Source organism: Streptomyces sp. NPDC056580 (assembly GCF_042793175.1).
GTDB lineage: Bacteria > Actinomycetota > Actinomycetes > Streptomycetales > Streptomycetaceae > Streptomyces.
This window is the reverse complement of record NZ_JBHTVE010000001.1, coordinates 103790-121807: the sequence shown is the minus strand read 5'-3', so window position 1 is coordinate 121807 and position 18018 is coordinate 103790. Positions and strand designations below refer to the sequence as shown.

Annotated in this window: 14 protein-coding genes and 2 pseudogenes; 6 read left to right on the top strand and 10 right to left on the bottom strand. The window is 73.2% G+C overall.

What is annotated here, in order from left to right; genetic code table 11:
- The first annotated feature begins 135 nt into the window (after positions 1 to 135).
- Positions 136 to 450, top strand: coding sequence for a MarR family transcriptional regulator (locus tag ACFQ9Z_RS00605; RefSeq protein ID WP_383009112.1), 315 nt, complete (start codon positions 136 to 138; stop codon positions 448 to 450).
- A gap of 57 nt (positions 451 to 507) precedes the next feature.
- Here the strand turns inward: ACFQ9Z_RS00605 and ACFQ9Z_RS00600 are convergent, their stop codons facing one another.
- The 7 genes from ACFQ9Z_RS00600 to ACFQ9Z_RS00570 form a co-directional block, all read right to left on the bottom strand.
- Positions 508 to 1188 (bottom strand): maleylpyruvate isomerase N-terminal domain-containing protein, encoded by a 681-nt coding sequence (locus ACFQ9Z_RS00600; RefSeq protein ID WP_383009110.1) that lies wholly within the window; start codon positions 1186 to 1188, stop codon positions 508 to 510.
- Positions 1185 to 1739 (bottom strand): hypothetical protein, encoded by a 555-nt coding sequence (locus ACFQ9Z_RS00595; protein WP_383009108.1) that lies wholly within the window; start codon positions 1737 to 1739, stop codon positions 1185 to 1187. Before ACFQ9Z_RS00595 ends, ACFQ9Z_RS00600 begins: the two co-directional genes overlap by 4 nt.
- 14 nt (positions 1740 to 1753) lie before the next feature.
- On the bottom strand, positions 1754 to 2011 hold the full coding sequence (locus ACFQ9Z_RS00590; protein WP_383009106.1) for a hypothetical protein: 258 nt from the start codon (positions 2009 to 2011) through the stop codon (positions 1754 to 1756).
- A 135-nt stretch (positions 2012 to 2146) separates the two neighbouring features.
- Positions 2147 to 2962 carry an ABC transporter permease gene (locus ACFQ9Z_RS00585; RefSeq protein ID WP_383009103.1) on the bottom strand — a complete coding sequence of 272 codons (816 nt, stop codon included), beginning with the start codon at positions 2960 to 2962 and terminating at the stop codon, positions 2147 to 2149.
- A 12-nt stretch (positions 2963 to 2974) separates the two neighbouring features.
- Positions 2975 to 3868 carry an ABC transporter permease gene (locus ACFQ9Z_RS00580; protein WP_383009101.1) on the bottom strand — a complete coding sequence of 298 codons (894 nt, stop codon included), beginning with the start codon at positions 3866 to 3868 and terminating at the stop codon, positions 2975 to 2977.
- Between the two features lie 3 nt (positions 3869 to 3871).
- Positions 3872 to 5068 (bottom strand): ABC transporter substrate-binding protein, encoded by a 1197-nt coding sequence (locus ACFQ9Z_RS00575; protein ID WP_383009099.1) that lies wholly within the window; start codon positions 5066 to 5068, stop codon positions 3872 to 3874.
- An 86-nt stretch (positions 5069 to 5154) separates the two neighbouring features.
- A complete protein-coding gene (locus ACFQ9Z_RS00570) occupies positions 5155 to 6186 on the bottom strand; it encodes an ABC transporter ATP-binding protein (RefSeq protein ID WP_383009096.1) in 1032 nt (343 codons plus the stop codon).
- 143 nt (positions 6187 to 6329) lie between these two features.
- Between ACFQ9Z_RS00570 and ACFQ9Z_RS00565 the strand changes: the two genes are divergently transcribed.
- The 3 genes from ACFQ9Z_RS00565 (at position 6330) to ACFQ9Z_RS00555 (ending at position 8723) form a co-directional block, all read left to right on the top strand.
- Positions 6330 to 7037 (top strand): FadR/GntR family transcriptional regulator, encoded by a 708-nt coding sequence (locus tag ACFQ9Z_RS00565; protein WP_383010265.1) that lies wholly within the window; start codon positions 6330 to 6332, stop codon positions 7035 to 7037.
- Positions 7038 to 7074: 37 nt separating this feature from the next.
- Positions 7075 to 7857, top strand: coding sequence for a cache domain-containing protein (locus ACFQ9Z_RS00560; RefSeq protein ID WP_383009094.1), 783 nt, complete (start codon positions 7075 to 7077; stop codon positions 7855 to 7857).
- A 104-nt stretch (positions 7858 to 7961) separates the two neighbouring features.
- Positions 7962 to 8723, top strand: coding sequence for a beta-glucanase (locus ACFQ9Z_RS00555; RefSeq protein WP_383009092.1), 762 nt, complete (start codon positions 7962 to 7964; stop codon positions 8721 to 8723).
- Between the two features lie 22 nt (positions 8724 to 8745).
- On the opposite strand, the gene ACFQ9Z_RS00550 is transcribed toward ACFQ9Z_RS00555, so the two are convergent.
- Both ACFQ9Z_RS00550 and ACFQ9Z_RS00545 read right to left on the bottom strand, forming a co-directional pair.
- Positions 8746 to 10224 (bottom strand): glutamate-cysteine ligase family protein, encoded by a 1479-nt coding sequence (locus tag ACFQ9Z_RS00550; protein WP_383009090.1) that lies wholly within the window; start codon positions 10222 to 10224, stop codon positions 8746 to 8748.
- A 108-nt stretch (positions 10225 to 10332) separates the two neighbouring features.
- The gene (locus tag ACFQ9Z_RS00545) at positions 10333 to 12396 is read right to left on the bottom strand and encodes a SpoIIE family protein phosphatase (RefSeq protein ID WP_383009088.1); all 2064 of its coding nucleotides are present in this window, start codon (positions 12394 to 12396) and stop codon (positions 10333 to 10335) included.
- A 159-nt stretch (positions 12397 to 12555) separates the two neighbouring features.
- Between ACFQ9Z_RS00545 and ACFQ9Z_RS00540 the strand changes: the two are divergent.
- Positions 12556 to 15019 (top strand): annotated as a pseudogene (locus tag ACFQ9Z_RS00540) (SpoIIE family protein phosphatase).
- Positions 15020 to 15082: 63 nt separating this feature from the next.
- Here the strand turns inward: ACFQ9Z_RS00540 and ACFQ9Z_RS00535 are convergent.
- Positions 15083 to 16900 (bottom strand): annotated as a pseudogene (locus tag ACFQ9Z_RS00535) (acyl-CoA dehydrogenase); the annotation flags it as partial.
- Positions 16901 to 17285: 385 nt separating this feature from the next.
- Here ACFQ9Z_RS00535 and ACFQ9Z_RS00530 point away from each other — a divergent pair.
- Complete coding sequence (locus ACFQ9Z_RS00530) at positions 17286 to 17969, top strand: ScbR family autoregulator-binding transcription factor (RefSeq protein ID WP_383009086.1); 684 nt, start codon at positions 17286 to 17288, stop codon at positions 17967 to 17969.
- Positions 17970 to 18018: the final 49 nt, after the last annotated feature.

Here is an 18018-nt window from a genome sequence, read left to right as displayed (position 1 = left end):
TGTGCAATGAGCCGTCGCGCCCCAACCTGCCCCAGTTGCTGTCCGAGGCCCGACGCGGATTCGAGGAAGCCCTGTTCGCCGGCATGGAGGCCGCGGGCGAGCAGCCGGACGACGGCCCAGGCGTCCGTCTTCGCCGTGCTCGACGCCGACGGCACGACCGTCTCCGAGCCGGCCCGCCGTACCGGCGTCACCCGGCAGAGCGCGCACCAGGCGGTGCCCGGCCGGATCGGCGCGGGTCTGCCGGAGCAGGACCCCGACCCGGCTTCCGCGCACCGGCGCCTGATCCGCGTCACAGCCGAAGGGCAGCGGGTCCACGCGCCTGCGCAGGCCACCGTCCAGGTGATCGAGACGGTCCTGGTGGACCGGATCGGCCCCCGTCGCCGGTGCGTGCCCCGCGCGCGGCGCTCACCGCCGACCGGGGGGGAGCCGCCCCTGGTCGGCGCGCCGTGACGCGCGCACGGCAGGGCCCGTCCCGCGCCGGGACGCGGTGGACGCGGACGGGCGCCGTCAGCCGAACAGCGGGAAGCGGTGCGCCGCCGCGCCCAGCGCGCCGCGATCGGTGTCGGTGAGCGCGGCCCGTCCCGTGCCCACGCGCGCGTAGTGGCTGTCGCTCCACCAGGGCGGCGCGGGGCGGCCGAGCAGGCCGTCGAGGGTGGCGCGGACCGCGGCGAGTCCCTCGGCGGACGGGCCGGGGGCCAGTGGGAGCCGGACGACCATGTCGAGATGGTGGACGGTCGCCTCGACCGCGAGGGTGGTCATCAGATCGCCCGCCGTCAGGACGTGCCCCTGGGTCGCCACCCGCGCGGCGGGGTCGGCGCAGGCCGCCGCGTGCCCGGCCGCGGTCACGGTCTGCGTGTAGAGGTCGCGCAGTTGGCCGAAGTCCAGGAACATGCTCGCGCTCACCCGCGCCCAGCGCCGGCCGTTCGCCGCCCCCGGGGCATCCGGCCGCCAGTCCGTCCAGTAGGTCACCGCGTCGCGGTCCGCCGGCTCCTCGCACGGAGTGTGCAGGGCGACCAGGCCGCGCCGGGCGTCCTCCAGGCAGTGCAGGACGAGATCGCGGACCGCCCAGCCGGTGCAGCCCGTGGGCAGCCACGACTCCTCGTCGCCCAGTTCCGCCACGACCGCCGATGCGGTCTCGTAGGCCGCGCGCAGCGTCAGCGCCGGGTCCGTGGTGAGGCCACCGGTCATGCGGACCGAGGGGTGCCGCCGGCGGCGCCGGGCTCGCGCCGGTGACCGGCCAGTGCCGACCGCATCCGGCACAGCCTCCGGTGCTGGAGGTTGCCGTAGGGGATGGACCAGCCGAGGAAGACCGCGGTGAGCAGCGCGAGGCCCAGGGTCTGGCGCGGTCCGGCGGTCAGCGCGGTCAGTACCGTCACCGCGCAGAAGAGCAGAGCGAGTCCGGTCTGGGCCGGGACGCGGTGCCGGGTGCGGTGCAGGCGCTGCTCCACCAGGGCGCGCATCGCCTCGCGCTCCGCCGGGTCGGTGGGGGCCTCGCCCCGGCGCAGCCTGCCGTCCAGCGCGACGAGCCGGTCCGTGGAACCGCCGGCCGCACGCTTCTCCCGGCGGCGTGCCGTCACCACCACGGCGATGGCCCCCAGCGAGCACAGCACCGTACGCACCAGGATCGAGACCACCGAACGCGACGGGTACAGACACCAGATCAGGGCGGTGGTGAGCAGGGTGGACACGGCGATCTGCAGCCACAGGTGCCGGCCCATGAAGTCGTTCAGACGCTCCACGGCCCCTCCCGCCCTCAGCGGCGCGGCCGGCGGCGGCCGGCCGCCCGGGCGGTCAGCGCCACGGCCAGCAGGACCCCGGCCACGGCGCTGTACGCCCAGGCCGTCGTCCCGCGCACCGCGCCGACCACGCTCCACACCGCCCAGAGGGCGAGGACGGCACATCCGGCCGTCCAGGCGATGTCGGTGATCCGGGCGCGTAACTGCGCACGTTGCGCGGTGCCCGGTTCGAGGTCACCGAGGCCCCGGTCCTGTGCTGTCCCATGCGGTGTCACGGCCAGTCTCCTCCCGTGCCGGCGTCCTGGACCGGTCGCGTACCCGGCGGCGGTGCGAGCATGTCGCCGAACGCCGGGCCCGATACGGAGGTTGGTGATCCGCTTCACGGCGGCGCCAACGGGTCGCGCCGCCCGTCACACCCGGCTCGACGTGGCCGTGTCCGCGGACAGCCGCTGGGCGGCGTAGATCGGGACGACCGAGAGCAGGACGAGGACGGCGGCCACGACGTTCACCACGGGCGCCTGCTGCGGGCGGGTCATGTTGTCGAAGATCCAGATGGGCAGGGTCTCGACGCCGGGCCCCGCGGTGAAGGTCGTGACCACGATCTCGTCGAAGGACAGGGCGAATGCGAGCAGACCGCCGGCCAGCAGCGCCGAGCGCACCAGCGGGAAGGTGACGTCGGCGAAGGCACGGAAGGAGCTCGCGCCGAGGTCCATCGCCGCCTCCTCGTACGAGGCCGCCGTCCGGCGCAGCCGGGCCACGACGTTGTTGAAGACCACGACGATGCAGAAGGTCGCGTGACCGACGATCACGGTGAACAGGCCGAGGCCCACGCCGAGCGGCTTCAGCACGGTGCCGAACGCCGAGTTCAGGGCGATGCCCGTGACGATGCCGGGCAGGGCGATCGGCAGCACCACCACGAAGGACACCGTGCCGCGGCCGAAGAAGCGGTGCCGGGCCACCGCGAAGGCGATCAGCGTGCCGAGTGCCAGCGCGATGGCCGTGGCCCCCAGGCCCGCCTTCACCGACACCCACAGCGCGGCGCGCGCACCGGAGTTGTCCGCGGCCACCGACCACCAGTGCAGGGTGAGTCCGGGCGGCGGCCAGCTCGCGCTGCGGTCGGGGCTCAGGGAGTTGACGAGGACGAGCAGCAGCGGGACGTAGATCACCGCGAAGCCGAGTGCGGCGCCCAGGCGCAGGGCGATCCGCGCGGTGCGGCCGAGATGCATGGCGCTCCTCCTCTAGAGGTTGTTCAGGGCGCCCGTGCGGCGGATCGCCAGCAGGTACAGGACGATCACGACGACGGGGACGGTGCCGAGCGCGGCGGCCATGGGCAGGTTGAGTTCGACGTTGGAGTACACGAGGTTGCCGATCAGCTGGGTCTTGCCGCCGACGATCTGCACGGTGATGTAGTCGCCGAGGCTCAGCGAGAAGGTGAAGACCGAACCGGCGGCGACCGAGGGCAGCACCATGGGCAGGACCACCGAGCGGAACGTGCGGCCGGCCCGCGCGCCGAGGTCGGCGGAGGCGTCGAGCAGGTTGTCCGGCAACTGCTCCAGGGCCGTGTGGACCGGCAGGATCATGTACGGCAGCCACAGATAGGTCAGGGTGAGCACGGTGGCGGGCAGCCCGAAGCCCGGACCGTTCAGCCCGAACGGGCGGAGCATCCAGTCGGCCAGACCGCCCTCGGCGAGGATGAGCCGCCAGGCGTACACCTTGACGAGGTAGCTCGCCCACAGCGGCGTCAGGATGGCCACCACGAGCAGCGGACGCCATCCGGGCCGGGCCACCCGCGCGGTGTAGAAGGCGACCGGGAAGGCGATCACCGCGCACAGCACGGTCACCGCCAGGGCCACGCCGACGCTGCGCAGCACCACCTGCCGGAACACCGGTGTGGTGAACAGCGCGTGGAAGTTGTCCGTCGACCAGACCTTCACCACCTCGGAGGTGAAGGAGTCCGTCGTCCAGAACGCCGAGACGAACAGGACCGCCAGCGAGCCGAGGTAGAGGACGGTGAGCCACAGCAGCGGGGCGGTGAGCAGGAGGGTCAGGCGCAGCCGGGGCCTGCGGTGCAGCGTCCCGGCGAGCCGCCGGACGGTGCCCCGTCCGGCGGCCGTCGTCACATCGGTCGTCACCGCTCAGCCCTTGATCTCGGTCCAGGCCTGGACCCACTTGGCGTACGGAACGCAGCGGACGCCGGTGCGGCCGTCCAGGCACTGCTCGATGGGCGTGTTCCAGAAGGCGATGTTCTTCCAGTAGCCCTCGTCGGAGGCGTGGTAAGTGGTGCAGAAGTTCTTGTCACTGGTCTCGGCGCACGCCTTGGAGTTGGCCGGCGCCTCCCCGAAGTACTCGGCGACCTGGGCGTTGACCTTGGGCGAGATGATCCAGTCGAGCCACTTGTAGGCGCAGTTGGGGTGCTTGGCCTTCGCGGAGACCATCCAGGTGTCGGACCAGCCGGTCGAACCCTCCTTGGGCACGAACGCCTTGACCTTGGCGCCCTCGTCGGCGGCGAGGCTGGCGATGACCTGCCAGGTGGTGCCGACCACGGAGTCCCCGCTCTTGAAGGCGGAGACCTCCTTGAGGTAGTCGCCCCAGTACTCGCCGATGTCGCCGTTCTGCTTCTTCAGCAGCGCCACGGCGGCGTCGAACTGCTTCTGGTCGAGCGCGTAGGGGTCCTTGATCTTCAGCTCGGGCCTGGCGGCCTTGAGGTAGAGGGCCGCGTCGGCGATGTAGATCGGCGAGTCGTAGGCGGTGACGTGCCCCTTGTACCGGGCGGCGTCGTCGAACACGGCCGACCAGGAGGTGGGCGCCGGGTTCACCTTGGCGGTGTTGTACATCAGCAGGTTGGCGCCCCGGCCGTGCGGGATGCCGTACATCCGGCCCTTCACGGAGTTCCAGGCGCCGTTCTTCAGCCCGCTGAAGACGTCCTTGTAGTTGGGGACCAGCGAGGTGTTGACCGGGGCCGCGTCACCGGAGGCGATCAGGCGCAGGGAGGCGTCGCCGGAGGCGGAGACGGCGTCGTACTCCCCGGTCTTCATCAGCTTGACCATCTCGTCCGAGCTGGCGGCGACCTTGGAGTGGACCTGACAGCCGGTCTGCTTCTCGAAGCCGCTGACCCAGTCGGCCTTGGGGTCGTTGGAGCCGTCCTCGACGTATCCGGCCCAGGCGATCAGATTGACCTGGCCCTCGGTCCGGCCCAGTTTCGTGGGCGCCTTGAGGTCGGGCGGGTTGAGGCCGGAGGCGGCGGAGCCGCCCGAGCCGGAGGAGTCGCAGGCGGCGGCCAGCAGCAGTGCGGCGGCGCCGGCCGCGGCCTTCAGAGTACGGGTGAGACGCACGACGTTCTCCAGGGGTGAGGGAGCCTTGCGCGGAGCGGGACGGCGGTAGGGAAGTGGAGGAGGGGCCCGGAGGCCGGGCGGGAGGGTCAGGAGGGCAGTGGGACGGCGTGTCCGCGGTGCCAGCGCAGACGGACCCGGGACCCGCGGAACGCGGCGACGTCCTCGGAGGAGGTCTCCAGGTTCTGCTGCAGGGCGGTGAGCCGGCCGCCGCCGTCGAGGTCGACCAGGAAGCGGGTGGCGTCGCCGAGGTAGACGACCTCGGCCACGGTGCCGGTCGCGGTGGCGTGCCCGGGCTCGTCGGCCTCGGCGGACTCCTTCAGTACGCGGATCTTCTCCGGGCGGATGTTGTACGTGCCCGCCGCGCCGACGACCCGCCGGGCCGTCTCGCCCTCCAGCAGGTTGGAGGTGCCGACGAAGGAGGCGACGAACGCGGTGGCGGGCCGCTCGTATATCTCCGCAGGCGTGCCGACCTGGGCGATGCGGCCCTGGTCGAAGACGGCGATGCGGTCGCTCATCGTCAGGGCCTCCTCCTGGTCGTGGGTGACGAACACGAAGGTGATGCCCACCTCCCGCTGCAGCGCCTTGAGTTCGACCTGCATCTGCTCGCGCAGCTTCAGGTCGAGGGCGCCGAGCGGCTCGTCGAGCAGCAGGACCCGGGGGCGGCCGACGAGGGCGCGGGCGAGGGCGACGCGCTGGCGCTGGCCGCCGGACAACTGGGAGGGGCGGCGCCGGCCGTAGCCCTCGAGGCGGACCTCCGCCAGTGCCTTGCGGGCGCGCACCAGGCGTTCGGCCTTCGGCACCTTGCGGATCCGCAGCCCGTAGGCGACGTTCTGCTCGACCGTCATGTGCGGGAACAGGGCGTAGTCCTGGAAGACGGTGTGCACGTCCCGTTCGAAGGGGGCGAGGCCGGTGACGTCCTGCCCGGCGAGTTCGACACTGCCCCCGGTCGGGGTCTCGAACCCGGCGATGAGCCGGAGGACCGTCGTCTTCCCGGAACCGGACGGGCCGAGCATGGAGAAGAACTCCCCGTCCCGGACGTCCAGGTCGACTCCGGCCACGGCGGTCGTCTCACCGAAAGACTTGCGCAGATCCTGCAGCCGGATCGCAATTCCCTCCATGCGGGAACCTTTCTGGGGCGCTCAACGTTGACCGCAAACATATGAAGTCATAGTTCTGAACTCAAGAGCCCCTTAAGGTAAAGCTTGAGTCAATGCACGAGGTGGTGGACGTGAGGCAGCACGAGAGAGAAGGCGGCGCGCGCATGGCCGTCTTCGCCCCGGTGGACGGCCGGGCGCGCGTGGACGCCGTCGTCCGCCGCATAGGGGACGCCATCGAACTCGGCCTGCTCGCCGACGGCGAGCAACTGCCCGGCGAGAGCGACCTGGCCGGGCGGCTCGGCGTCTCCACCGTGACCCTGCGCGAGGCGCTCATGGCGTTGCGGCAGCAGGGCCTGGTCACCACCCGCCGGGGCCGCGGCGGCGGCAGCTTCGTCTCCCTGCCCGAGGTCCCCGCAGCCGGCCGGCTGGAGGCCCGGCTGCGCGGCTGGAGCACCGACGAACTGCGCGACCTGGGCGACCACTGGGCCGCCCTGTCCGGCGCCGCCGCCCGCCTCGCCGCCCGGCGCACCGAGCCCGGCGACCTGGACCCGCTGCGCCGCACCGTTGAGCAACTGGCGCTGGCGCGGGAGGCGTCCGCGCGCAGCCGCCTGTACGGCCGCTTCCACGTCGAACTCGCGGCCGCCGCCCAGTCCGCCCGGCTCACCCGTGAACAGGTGGCCCTGCAGAGCGAGGTGGGGGCGCTGCTGTGCCTGGTCCTCGGCAGCGACGAATATCGTGAAGAAGTGGCGGAGCGTCACCGGTCCGTAATCTCCGCCGTGCAGGATGGGGCGGACCAAACGGCCGGCACGCTGGCCGAGCGGTGCGTCAGGGACGCCACGGCACGGCTCGTCGCCGTACGCCTCACGCTCTGAACGCGCCGCGCCCGGTTCCCGTCCGATGGAGGACACCATGGGCTGGAGCCCAGGGCGGGCCGTCTCGGCGGCCGCCACGCTGGACACGGACGTCGCGGCCTGGGTGGCCTCCCAGGTCGGCGGCGCGCTGGAGTCGGTCTTCGACGCCGTCGCGGCCACCCGCGCCGACACCGCGGACCTGCTCGCCAGGGCGTCCGCGCACGGCCGGCGCCCCGCGAGCGCGGACCTCGCCGCCCTGCGCCCCGGACTGCACCGCCGGCTGACCGGCCAGGAACTGGTCTCCGGGGCGGGCTTCGTGGCGGCCCCCGGCCTGCTGGCCGACGTACCGGCGTGGCTGGAGTGGTGGCAGCAGGACGGCGACGGAGACCTGCGGCCCCTGCTGCTCGACCTCGACCCCGGTCACTCGGCCTACTCCGACTACACGCACTGGGACTGGTTCACCCTGCCCCGCGACACCGGCCACCGTGCCGTGGCGGGCCCCTACGTCGACTACCTCTGCTCCGACGAGTACAGCCTCACCCTGTCCGCACCCGTCACGACGGCAGGGCGCTTCGCCGGGGTGGCCGCCGCCGACGTCTACCTGCGGCACTTCGAAGCCGTCGTGCTGCCCCTGCTGCGCCGGCTGCCCCGGCCCGCCCACCTGGTGAACGCCCGCGGCCGGGTCGCCGCCTCCGCGGACCCCGCGCACCTGGCCGGCTCCCTCACCAAGGGCCCCCGCTTCGGGGACCTGCTCGCCGGGGCCGCGGGCGCCGATCATCCCGGCCTGCGCCTGGTGCCCTGTCACGGCGTCCCGCTCGTCCTAGTCCTGCGCGAGAGCTGAGCACGCGGGCGCGTGCGCGGGCGCCCTTCACCCGTACGGGTCATTCCCAGGGTGTTCCGGCCGGTCCGGCGCATGGGCGGGCCCCGGCCGGTGAGACATCGGTCATGGAACAACCGACACCGAGCGGCCCGGTTCCGGCTCCGCGCACCCCGGCCGGGTCCGACGTGGTGTTCACGGCGGACTTCACCTCCGAGCGCCAGTGGGTCGCGGGCCGTTCGTGGGCGTATCCCGACGGCGGCCCGGTCAACCCCGGCGACGACAAGCTCGACCACCTGGTGTCCGACGCCGCCTACAGCCGCTCGGGCGTCTTCCGGGCCCGGCGCCGGCCGGACGGCCTCTGGAACACCGGACTGCTGACCACGGAGGGCAGCCAGGAGGCCTTCCTGGTCCGCTCGGGAGACGTCCTCACCGCGCGGGTCCGGCTGCCCCGGGAGACCGGCGCCTGGCCCGCCGTCTGGACCTGGCGCGACGGCGGCCAGGAGATCGACGTCTTCGAGTACCACCCCGACAACCCCGACCTGCTGGAGTTCTCCAACCATGTGCGCGGCGGCGGGAGCTACTTCCGCGACGACGCCGTACGCCCCGGCGCCTGGGTGGACCTGCGGACCGACTTCGGCGCCCGGTCCGTCGTGTGGTGGGTGAACGGCGCCCGGGCCTTCGCGGACCGGCGAGGGGTGGGCTCCGGCTGGCACGCCCACCTCATCGTCAACCTGTCCGTCTGCGCCGGGCGTTACCACCCCGCGCCCGACGGGTCGGCGACCGGCATGTCGTTCGAGGTGCGGGACCTCGTCGTGCGGCGGCCGCGCGGCGCCCCGGCGTGCGAGGAGGAGGCGGTGGTGGACGGCGGCGAGCGGCCGCCCGGCTGACGGGCCGTCCCGGCCCGGGGGTTCAGTCCACCGGCCAGGTGTGGACCGGGGCGTTGAGGTGCATGTAGTCGATGTACAGCTCGGTCATCCGGCGCAGCGCCTCGTGCCGGCCGGCCCGGGTGCCCGCCTCGATCCGGTGGAACATCTCCTTCTGCCACACCGCCCCGTTGCGGGCGGTGACACAGCGCTGCTCGATGACGCCGAGCAGCGGCTCCCGCCAGGCCGAGTCCATGCCGGAGTGCTCGAGACCGCGGTGCGCCAGCGGCAGCAGGCGGCGCAGCACCAGTTCGGGCACCGGCACCTCGCCCATCCCCGGCCAGTACAGCAGGGCGTCGATCCCGTGCCGGGCCGCCGTGTGGAGGTTCTCCTCGGCCGCGGCGAAGGACATCCGCGACCACACCGGCCGGTCCTCCTCCACCAGGCCGCGCGTCAGACCGTAGTAGAAGGCGCCGTTGGCGAGGGTGTCGGCGACGGTCGGTCCGGCCGGCAACACCCGGTTCTCCACCCGGACGTGCGGCTTGTCGTGGGCGATCGCGTAGACCGGCCGGTTCCAGCGGTAGATGGTGCCGTTGTGCAGGGACAGTTCGGACAGGCCGGGGATGTCGCCGCGGTCCAGCGTCTCGCCGGGATCCTGGTCGTCGCACAGCGGCAGCAGGGCGGGGAAGTAGCGCAGGTTCTCCTCGAACAGGTCGAAGACGCTGTTGATCCACCGCTCGCCGAACCACACCCGCGGCCGCACCCCCTGGACCTTGATCTCCTCGGGGCGGGTGTCGGTCGCCTGCTCGAACAGCGGTACCCGGGTCTCGTGCCACAGCTCCTTGCCGAACAGGAACGGCGAGTTGGCCGCCAGCGCCACCTGCACCCCGGCGATGGCCTGCGCCGCGTTCCAGTAGTCGGCGAAGTTCTCCGGAGCCACCTGCAGATGGAACTGGGTGCTGGTGCACGCGGCCTCCGGGGTGATCGTGTCGGCGTAGGTCCGCAGCCGGTCGACGCCGTCCACCTCGATCCGCAGGTCCTCGCCGCGCGCCGCGAAGACCTGGTCGTTCAGCAGCCGGTACCGGGGATTCTCCGAGAGCGTCCCCTCGCCGATGTCCTTCTGCCGCAGCGTGGGCAGGATGCCGATCACCACCAGGCGCGCGCCCACCGACCGGGCCCGCTCGTCCGCGTGGTTCAGCGCCGCGCGGATCTCGGACTCCCAGGCGTCGGGCCCGCCCTCCGTCAGCGCGCGGGGCGGCACGTTGATCTCCAGGTTGAACCGCCCCAGCTCGGTCGACCAGGAGGGGTCCGCGATCGCCTCCAGCACATCGGTGTTGCGCATCGCGGGCTCGGCCGCGTCGTCGACCAGGTTCAGCTCGATCTCCAGCCCGACGCTGGGCCGCTCCGCCTCGAAGAGCTGCTCGCGCAGCATCTGCGCGAGGACGTCGAGACACTCCTGCATCTTGATCCGGTACCGGCGCCGGTCCTCACGGGTGAAGACGAGCGCCGGGACGTCCCGTCCCATCGGCCCTCCTGGATCGCCCTCCTCGCCAGACCTCTCGTCCCAGGGTGGCACCACCGGGCGAACCGCACCATGCGGGGCGGGTATTGCCCGGCACGGGCCGGGCGGGCGTCACAGCGCCCGGGCGACGAGCAGCGCCACGTCGTCGTGGTCCTCGGGATTGCGCAACCCGTACAGCAACTGGTCGCAGGTCTCCTCCAGCGGCCGTCCGGGATCGTCGAGGAAGCCGAGGAGCACCTCGAGGCGCTCGTCGATGGGGTGCTGCCGTGTCTCCACGAGGCCGTCGGTGTACAGCACCAGCAGACCTCCGGGCCCGAGCTCCACCGTGGCCGTCTCGAACTCGACGCCGCCGACGCCGAGCGGCGCCCCGGCGGGCAGGTCGAGCAACTCGGCCGCCTTGCCGGGCCGGGCGAGGGCGGGCGGCATGTGCCCCGCGTTGGCGATGGTGCACCGCCGGGTGCGGGGGTCGAACACGGCGTACAGGCAGGTGACGATGTAGTGCTCCAGGTCGCAGGTGATCCGGTCCAGATGCTGGAGCACCGCGTCGGGGGCCAGGTCGAGGTCCGCGTAGGCGCAGGTCGCGGTGCGCAGCCGGCCCATGGTGGCGGCCGCGTCGATGCCGTTGCCCATGACGTCGCCCACCACCAGCGCCGTCTTGTCGTCGGCCAGCGGGATGACGTCGTACCAGTCGCCCCCCACCTCGCTGGTGGCCTGCGCGGGCTGGTAGCGGGAGGCCAGCTCGAGACCGGTGTGGTGCGCGGGGTGGTCGGGCAGCAGGCTGCGCTGGAGGGTGAGCGCGGTGTTGCGCACGCTCTGGAACCAGCGCGCGTTGTCGATGGCGATGGCGGCACGGCCGGCCAGCTCGCCGGCCAGCACGACGTCGTCGTCGTCGAACGGCAGCGGGTTGCGGGTGCGCTTGAGGTCGAGCGCCCCGAGCACCTCGCCGTGCGCGATCAGCGGCACGGCGAGGTAGGAGTGCACGCCCGCCCGGGCCAGATGGTCGCCGGCCTCCTCGTCGCGCGCGATGCGGGCCAGGTCCGCCTGGCCGACGCGCCGGACGAGCACCGGACGGCCGGTGTGCACGCACAGCGTCACCAGCCGGTCGCCCCCGTAGGAGGCGAGGTCACCGGGCGGGTCGGCGGCCCGCAGCGCCACGGTGGGGTGCGCCGCACGCAGAGCGAGGGCGCGGAACAGCTCCGGGCCGTTGTCCGGGCGGCGTACGCGGCGGCAGGCCAGGGCCGAGTCGAGGACGTCGACGGCGACCACGTCGGCGAGCCCCGGAGTGGCTATGTCCGCCAGCTCGCGGGCGGTCTGCTCGACCTCCAGCGAGGTGCCGACCCGGGTGGAGGCGTCCGCGATGAGCGCGAGCCGACGCCTGGCCCGGTCCGCCTCGGCGGCGGCGTGGTGCCGCTCGGTGACGTCGACGACCGAGGCGGCCGCGCCCAGCACCCGCCCGCCGGGGTCCTCCAGGCGGTAGAAGGACAGCGACCAGGCGTGCTCGTGCTCCGGGTCCGAGGGCGGCAGGCCCACGTGGTACTGGTCGAGCAGGGGCAGCCCGGTGGCGAGCACCTGACGCAGGCAGGACTCGACGGTGCCCACGTCGAAGAAGGGCAGCATCTCCCGCAGCCGGCGCCCGATGTGCTGCTCGGCGGGGACGCCGTCGATCCGCTCCAGCGCCGGGTTGACCAGCAGGTAGCGCAGGTCCGGGTCCAGCAGGGCCAGACCGATCGGGGACTGGTTGATCAGCCGCTCGCACAGGGCCAGATCGGTCTCCACCCGCTGCAGCAGCGTGTGGTCGGCCGCGATGCCCAGCGCGTACACGTCGCCGACGTCGTCGAGCAGCCGCATGGTGCGGAACTCCGTCAGGCGGCTGCTGCCGTCCTTGTGCCGGATGGGAAAGGCGCCGGCCCACCCCCGGCCGGTCTGCAGGACCTCGGAGAACAGGCTCACCACGGCCTGCAGATGCTCGGGCCGGACCAGCAGCTGCGCCGCGTACCGGCCGAGGACGTCCTCGGCGGTGTATCCGAAGAGGTCCTCGGCCTGCGGGGTCCAGAAGACGATGCGGCCGCTGGTGTCCAGGGCGACGGCGGCCACGCTGAGCACGTCCAGCAGGCCGGTCGGGCGGGGCCCCTCGGGGCTCTGGTCGTCGTCGGCGCGGAAGGAGTCCACTGCCATACCGGGTCCACCTCCACCGGTCGGTCGTCGGGGGCCTGCCCGAACGCTGCGGACCGGTACCTCCATGCTGCCCCCGGCGCCGGGTCCGCCCCAACCGCAGAGCGGTCCGTGCGCTTCGCGCGGACTGGCAGCACCATGGGTAGGACGGAGGTCGAACCGATGGAACCTGCCGGACCGGGCCGCGACGCGTCGACGCCCGCAGCGTCGCGCGATCCCCTCGACGCCTCCACCGACGCGGTGGCGGTGCTGTCGGCCCACGGCGTGGTGACCGGCTGGACCCGCGGCGCCGAAGCGCTGCTCGGTCATCGCGCGCAGGACGTCGTCGGCCGTTCCGCCGCGCGCCTGCTCGCCGGGCCCGGGGACCCGGCCCGGGCGGCCGCCGTCGCGCGGCACTGCCGTGCCGGGATGGGCTGGAACGGCCGGATCCCGCTGCGCCACCGCGACGGCCGCGGCCTCGACCTCGACATCCGGGTCTCGGCGGCCTTCCGGATCCGCGACGAGGAGTGCTTCCTGGTCTCCGCGCGTGAGCAGCGGACGCGGTGGACGGTGGGCCAGTCCGTCCTCGACGGGTTCCTGACCCGTTCGCCGGTCGGCATGGCCGTCATGGACCTGGGCCTGCGCTGCGTATGGCTGAACGACACGCTGGAACGGTTCGGCGGTGTGCCGCGGGAACAGCGGCTGGGGCACCGGCTGAGCGAACTGATGCCCGGTCTGCAGGCCGAGGTCCTGGAAGGGCGGATGCGCAAGGTGCTGGCGACGGGGGAGCCGGTGACCGACTACGAGTACATGGGGTGGAGCTGGGCCGATCCCAACCGGCAGCACGCCTACTCGACGTCGTTCTTCCCGCTGGTCGACGCCGAGGGCGCCCGCAACGGCGTCTGCTACATGGTCCAGGACGTCACCGAGCGGTGGAACGCCCGCCGGCTGCTGTCCCTGGTGAGCGAGGCCGGCACCAGCATCGGCAGGACGCTGGACGTGCCGGCCACCGCGCAGGAGCTGGCCGACTTCTCGGTCCCGCGGTTCGCGGACTTCGTCGTCGTCGACCTCCTGGAGCCCGTGCTCGGCGCCGAGGGCGACGGCGCCCGGGCGGCAGGCGCCGGCCGGCCGGGCGGGCCGCCGGCGCTGCGCCGCGCGGGCCTGCGGTCGGTGCGCGAGGGCTGCCCCGAGGCGGTGGCCGGGGTCGGCGAGGAGGTGCGCTTCCTGCCGCCGCCCGGCGACGGGAACCTGCTGATCAGCGGTGAGCCGGTGCTGGTCCCGGTCATCGACCCGGCCGACCCCGCCTGGCGCGCCGGAGAGCCGGTCTGGCCGGACCGCCTGCGCCGGTTCGGCCTGCACAGCCTCATCTCCGTGCCGATGCGGGCCCGCGACACCGTCCTCGGCCTCGCCAGCTTCTTCCGCTCGGTCAATCCGGTGCCGTTCGGCCCCGACGACGTGCTGGTGGCCCGGGAACTGGTGGAGCGGGCGGCGCTCTGCGTGGACAACGCCCGCCGGTACACCCGGGATCACATCACATCGGTCACCCTGCAGCGCAGCCTGCTGCCGGACGTGCTCAGCGGCGGCACGGCGCTCGACGTCGCCTCCTGCTACCGTCCGGCGGACGCGTCGGGCGGGGCCGGCGGCGACTGGTTCGACGTGATCCCGCTGTCCGGGGCCCGGGTGGGGCTCGTCGTCGGCGACGTGGTGGGGCACGGCATCTCCGCGGCGGCGAGCATGGGCCGGCTGCGCACGGCCGTCCAGACCCTCGCCGCGCTGGAGATGCCCCCCGACGAACTGCTGGCCCACCTCGACGACCTGGTGCTGCGGCTGAGCGAGGAGGAGTCCGGACGCGACCAGGACAGCCGCAGCACGGCCACCTTCACCGGCGCGACCTGCCTCTACGCCGTCTACGACCCGGTCGGTCGCCGGTGCACGATGGCGCGGGCCGGGCATCCGCCGCCCGTCGTCGTCACGCCGGACGAGCCCGCCCGGTTCCCGGACATCCCGGCCGGGCCGCCGCTGGGACTGGGCGACATGGCCTTCGAGTCCGCCGAGTTCGCCCTGCCCGAGAACAGCCTCCTCGGCCTCTACACCAACGGCCTCATCGAGGGCGCCGACCACGACATGGAGTCCGGCATGGCCCGGCTCGCCCAGGTGCTCACCGGGTCCGGGGCCGACCTCGACGCCCTGTGCGCGGCCGCCGTGCGGCGCCTGGTGCCCGTGCCCCAGCCGGACGACGTCGCCTTCCTGCTGGCGCGTACCCGTGCCCTGGGAGCGGGACCGGGTCGCCTCGTGGGACGTGCCCGCCGAACCGGCCGCCGTGGGGCGCGCCCGCGCCGAGGCGACCCGCCGGATGGCGGACTGGGGCCTGGGTGAGCTGGCCATGACGACCGAACTCATCGTCAGCGAACTGGTCACCAACGCCATCCGCTACGCCCGGGCCCCCATCCGGCTACGGCTGGTCCGCGGCACCCGGCTGACCTGCGAGGTCAGCGACGCCAGTGACACCGCCCCCCGGCTGCGGCACCCCCGCAGCACGGACGAGGGAGGGCGCGGGCTGTTCCTGGTGGCCAGGCTCGCCCACCAGTGGGGAGCCCGTCACAAGGCCGACGGAAAGATCATCTGGGCCGAGCAGGAGATCCCGTGACAGCGGCCGGCCGCCGGGGCCGTCGTCGGCGTGGTCGATGCAGTGGTCGGCGAGCGAGGCGGGCCCCGGGCCGGCCATCGGAATGGCGTCCAGGTACTCCCGGGGCAGGTCGAACGCCTCGACCAGGTCGGTCATGCGCGGGGCGAGGTCGCGCAGCAGGTCGTCGAGGAGCTGCGGGAGGGCGCGGACCTGGTCGCCGGAGAGGTGGCCGTCGGCCAGCAGGTCGCCGGTGAACTCGCCGATCTGCTGCAGCAGGAACAACTGGCACAGCCGCTCCAGCAGTTCACCCGCCCCGGGGTGGCGCGCCCGGGCCACCGCGGCCAGGAAGGCGTCGGCCGCCTGCAGCCGGGCGTGCACCGAGACCATCTCCAGGGCGGCCGAGGAGGCGCCGTTCCACCGCTCCACCGGGTCGCCCGAGGGTCCCCGGCGCAGTGCGGCCCTGGCCCGGTCCTGCCAGACGGCCTCGGCCCGGGCCAGCAGCCCGCGCAGGTGCCGGACGTCCGCCAGCCGCTCGACGCCGCCGGGGGGTTCGGGCTCCTGGCGGGGCGGCTGGTGCTCGAAGAGCATCTCGGCGGCCGCCTTCACCCAGATCACCAGGTTGTCGCCCTCGGCGGTGATGGTGCCCTCGATGTACTGCGGGAACTCCGACAGGCCGTTGGCGGCGAACAGGCCCTGCGCGCCGCAGCGTTCCCGGCACTCGACCGTGATGTCCCGGGCCTGCCAGGTGATCCAGCCCTTGGCCACGGCGATCAGCCGCTCGGCCGCCGCCCGCTCCCCGGCGTCCCCGGCGGTGCGCCCGAAGGCCCAGCGGGCGAGCGCCGCGCGGTGCAGGAAGGTCATGGCGTAGGCCGTGGCGATGCCCTTCAGCAGCCGCCCGTGGTGCGAGCGGTGGGCGTTGACCGGGACGCGCTCGCCCGCCCGCGGCCCGCTGACCAGCCGGTGCTCGCCGTGGCGCACGGCTATCGCGAGCGCAGCCCGGGTCGCCCCGACGGCGGCGCCGCTCATGCACAGCTTGCCCATGGTGACCCTGCCGATCGAATGCAGGAACCGCTTGCGCCGGTTGCCGAGAGCGCTGTGCAGCCGGCCCTCGGCGTCCAGCCGGCCGTGCTCGGACTCCAGCAGCGCCTCGCGCGGCAGCGCCACCCGGTCGAAGGCGGTCAGGCAGTGGTCCACCGGGGCCCCGGTGCGCATCGGCAGCCGGCGGACCCGGACGCCCGGCAGCAGCCCCCGCTCGTCGCTCAGCGGGGTCAGGAACAGGAAGACGCCCTCGTCTCGGCCTCCGACCAGGAGGCGGGCGGCGACCACGGCGCTCTTCGGACCGCCCGTCATGCTGGTGTTGGGCATGAACTTCTGCGCGCCCGCGTGCGGGGTGCTGAGGACGAACCCGCCCGTCGCCGGGTCCAGTTCGGCGGTGGTCTCCAGCGCCGAGGCGTCGTTGCCGTGGTCCAGCTCGGTGCACAGGAACGTTCCGGTGCGCCGCAGCGCGGTGAAGTCGGACAGGTCCCGGCGCCCGGCGCCCCCGTGGTCGAGCAGGCTGCCGAGGAAGAGGTTGTAGTGGATGCTCGCCACCGTGCACAGGCCCCCGCCGCCGTCCACGATCGCCGCCCACTCGTGCAGCGCCGCCAGCAACTCGGGGTCGTCCGCGAGCCGTTCGGCGCCCCCGGCCGTGTCGTTCACCAGCCGCAGCCACTCGTAGGAGAGCGCGGCGCGCTCGGCGGCGCCGAGTCCGGGGCGGTGCCGGAAGGTGTCCTTGGCGATGAGGTCGCGCCACATCCCGTGTGCGCGCTCGCGGTCGTCGCCGAAGAGGAGCCGGGTCAACTCGCCGTGCTCCCCGAGCTCCGGCGGAGAGGGGACATGTACCTGGGACGTCAAAAGGGTCATGACCCTCTCCCGTGGTCGCAGATCCGGCAGGGTGGGTTGCGCAGGGTCAGAAGATACGGACCTCCCGGTTTGCTTATCAAGCCAAGTTTCTGCCAACGCTGGCCGAACGGAGGTGCTTTGTAAACCTCCCGGAGCGCCACCTCGGGCGAAACGCCCGGCTCCCCCCGGGCGGCAGGCTTCCCCGTGCCGACCGGGCCGGCAGGGCATTGAGATACCGGGCGACAGGTTTTATCGTGGCGTCGGCGACGGCCCGGGGAGCCCCGCGCACCGGTGAGGGGGAGGCATCCATATGGTTGAAAGGCCATCTTCGGGGGTGGCACGATACGTACCTGTCGGTTTCTTTTCGTGGCCGACCGGTCCGTGAAGCCAGTGCGGAGGATAGGCCGTGGCCCTGCAGGAACGAGCGATCAGGACGAGACGCAACATCCTGGTGGCGGCCGCCGAGGTGTTCGCCGACGTCGGCTACGAGGCGGCGACCATCTCGGAGATCCTCCAGCGGGCGAACGTCACCAAGGGCGCCCTCTACTTCCACTTCGCCTCGAAGGAGCAGCTCGCCCAGGCGGTGCTGACCGACCAGCTCAAGTCGGTGCCGGAATCGCCGCCGCGGCAAGTGGTGCTCCAGGAAGGGCTGGACGCGGGCTTCCTCCTCGCCCATCTGCTGGGCTCGGGAGATCCCCTGGTGCGCGGCAGCATCCGCCTCACGGTGGACCAGGGCTCACCGCACGACGGCCTGGACCGGAGGGTGCCGATGGCCGCCTGGATCGACTACAACGCGACGCTGCTGGAACGGGCGAAGGCGAACGGGGAACTGCTGCCCCAGGTCGACGTCCGGTCCGCGGCGGAGGCGTTCGTGGCCGCGTTCACCGGGGCGCAGGTTCTCTCCAAGATCATGAACGACCACGCCGACCTGATGGAGCGGGTGGTCGACCTCTACCGGCACCTGATGACCAGCATCGCGGTCCCCGCGGTCCTGGTGCGCCTGGACATGTCGCTCGACCGGGGCAGACGCGTCCACGAAGAGGCCATGGAACTGCGCGGGGAACCGGTGGAGGCACCGGCCGCCGGCTGAACGTAGGGTTTCCGCCGGGCACGGCCGCCGGCCCCTCCCGGACGCCGGG